Annotated in this window: 2 protein-coding genes; both read left to right on the top strand. The window is 66.1% G+C overall.

Translation table 11 applies throughout. The features are described 5' to 3' along the window. Nucleotides 1–23 precede the first annotated feature (23 nt). A complete protein-coding gene (locus P3W85_RS22400; protein ID WP_017225092.1) occupies nucleotides 24–794 on the top strand; it encodes an SDR family oxidoreductase in 771 nt (256 codons plus the stop codon). A 38-nt stretch (nucleotides 795–832) separates the two neighbouring features. Further along, nucleotides 833–2,371, top strand: coding sequence for a lysine--tRNA ligase (gene lysS, locus P3W85_RS22405; RefSeq protein ID WP_017225093.1), 1,539 nt, complete (start codon nucleotides 833–835; stop codon nucleotides 2,369–2,371). Nucleotides 2,372–2,730: the final 359 nt, after the last annotated feature.

Consider the following 2,730-nt stretch of genomic DNA (forward strand, 5'->3'; position numbering starts at 1 on the left):
GACCTGCCGGGACCATCTAGACCATGACCGCAGCATCGACCGCAGCAACGCACCTGTTCATCGTCACGGGCACCTCTCGCGGCCTCGGCGCCGCGCTGGCGCAAGCCCTGCTCAAACCGGGCAACCGCCTGATCTGCGTGGCGCGCAGCCGCAACCCCGAACTGGAACGGATTGCATCCGCCAGCGGCGTCAAGGTCGTCTGGCACCTGCAGGACCTGTCGCAGCCCGGCCCGGCGGCGACCTGGCTCGGCAGCGTGCTCGATGTCGTCGAGGAAGCGCCCGCCAGCGTCACGCTGATCCTGAACGCGGGCATGATCGAGCCGATCGGCCCGGTCGCCACCCTGCGTGAATCGACGCTGGTCCCGCACCTGCTGACCAACCTCGCCACGCCGATGACCATGACCGCGTCCTTCCTGGCGCACACCGAGCGCTTCGGCTGTCCGCGCAAGATCCTGGCCATCTCCTCCGGCGCGGCCCGCCGCCCGGTGGAGGGCTGGAGCGCCTATTGCGCCGGCAAGGCAGGCCTCGACATGTTCGTCCGCTCGATCAATGCCGAGTATGCGCAGGCACCGGCCGAACGCGCCGTGCGCGCCGTTGCGCTGGCGCCGGGCGTGGTCGACACCGGCATGCAGGCCACCATCCGCAACGCCGACTTCGCCCAGGTGCAGCGCTTCCGCGACCTCAAGGACAACGACCAGCTGGCCTCCGCCGAGGACACCGCGCAGCGCATCGCCGCTTACCTGGAACGCCCGGACTTCGGCAGCACCGAGCTCGACGACATCCGCAATACCTGAACCTCGCGCGGCCTGGCCGCGCGGCTCACCAAGACATCATGACCGAATCCAACCGCGCTCCCGCCGAAGCCAACGCCCCGGCCGCAGCCGACGAAAACAAGATCATCGCGGAACGGCGCGAGAAGCTCCAGGCCCTGCGCCAGCAAGGCCCGGCCTTCCCCAACGATTTCCGTCCGACCCACCAGGCCGCCACGCTGCACGCGCAGTACAACGACACCGAGCAGGCCGCGCTCGAAGCCAGCCCGGTGGAAGTCGCCATCGCCGGCCGCATGATGCTCAAGCGGGTGATGGGCAAGGCCAGCTTCGCCACCGTGCAGGACGGCTCGGGCCGCATCCAGTTCTACATCAGCCGCGACGCGATCGGCGAAGACGTGTATGCCGGCTTCAAGAAGTGGGACCTGGGCGATATCGTGGCCGCGCGCGGCACGCTGATGAAGACCAAGACCGGCGAGCTGTCGGTGGCGGTGACCGAGCTGCGCCTGCTCTCCAAGAGCCTGCGCCCCCTGCCCGGCGACTACTATGGCCTGGCCGACCAGGAGCAGAAGTACCGCCAGCGCTATGTGGACCTGATCGTATCGCCGGAGACGCGCGCCACCTTCCGCGCCCGCACCAAGGCGATCAGCTCGCTGCGCCGGTATATGGCCGACGCCGACTTCATGGAAGTGGAAACGCCGATGCTGCACCCGATTCCGGGCGGCGCCGCGGCCAAGCCGTTCATCACCCACCACAATGCGCTGGACATGCAGATGTTCCTGCGCATCGCGCCCGAGCTGTACCTGAAGCGCCTGGTGGTGGGCGGTTTCGAACGCGTGTTCGAGATCAACCGCAACTTCCGCAACGAGGGGGTAAGCCCGCGCCACAACCCCGAGTTCACCATGATGGAGTTCTATGCGGCCTACACGGATTACCGCTGGCTGATGGACTTCACCGAGGACCTGATCCGCCAGGCCGCCATCGACGCGCGCGGCAGCGCGGTGCTGACCTACCAGGGCCGCGAGCTGGACCTGTCCAAGCCCTTCCATCGCCTCACCATCACGCAGGCAATCCAGAAGTTCGCACCGCAGTACACCGATGCGCAGCTGGCCGATACCGAATTCCTGCGCACCGAACTGAAGAAGCTGGGCGTCAATACCAACGCACCGCAGTTCCTCAACGCCGGCCTCGGCACGCTGCAACTGGTGCTGTTCGAGGAAACCGCGGAGAGCCAGCTGTGGGAGCCGACCTTCATCGTCGACTACCCGGTGGAAGTCTCGCCGCTGGCGCGCGCCTCGGATACCCAGCCCGGCATCACCGAGCGCTTCGAACTGTTCGTCACCGGCCGCGAGATCGCCAACGGCTTCTCCGAGCTGAACGACGCGGAAGACCAGGCCGAGCGGTTCCGCAAGCAGGTCGACCAGAAGGATGCGGGCGACGAGGAAGCAATGTACTTCGACGCCGACTACATCCGCGCGCTCGAATACGGCATGCCCCCGACGGGTGGCTGCGGCATCGGCATCGACCGCCTGGTGATGCTGCTGACCGACAGCCCGAACATCCGCGACGTGCTGCTGTTCCCGCATCTGCGCCGCGAGGACTGATGTGCGCAAGCGGCCGGATGCCGGCCGCCAGGCAATGCGAAGCCCCATCCTTGCGATGGGGCTTTTTCCTTGTGCTGACCGCATTGCATGCCAGCGGACCGCGGATCCCCTGCAACGCTGGGGCAGGCGCGGCGTTGCAGGAGATCCGGGCGTACCCGCTTGTTACAAATGGCGATCGGAAACCAATCCCTGAACCGCGCCCAACTCATTGATTAAAAAAGATAAACTCGCCTACAGAAATTTACAAAATCAAACGGAAAACGGCAGCCGTTTCGGCCACACTGGATCCATCGGGACGCCGACCGGTGATCATCCCAGACCGCCAGCGCTTCGCGAGGAAAACAAAATGCCGGACACGA

The sequence above is a fragment of the Cupriavidus basilensis genome (assembly GCF_029335485.1).
In the GTDB taxonomy this organism is placed as follows: domain Bacteria; phylum Pseudomonadota; class Gammaproteobacteria; order Burkholderiales; family Burkholderiaceae; genus Cupriavidus; species Cupriavidus basilensis_E.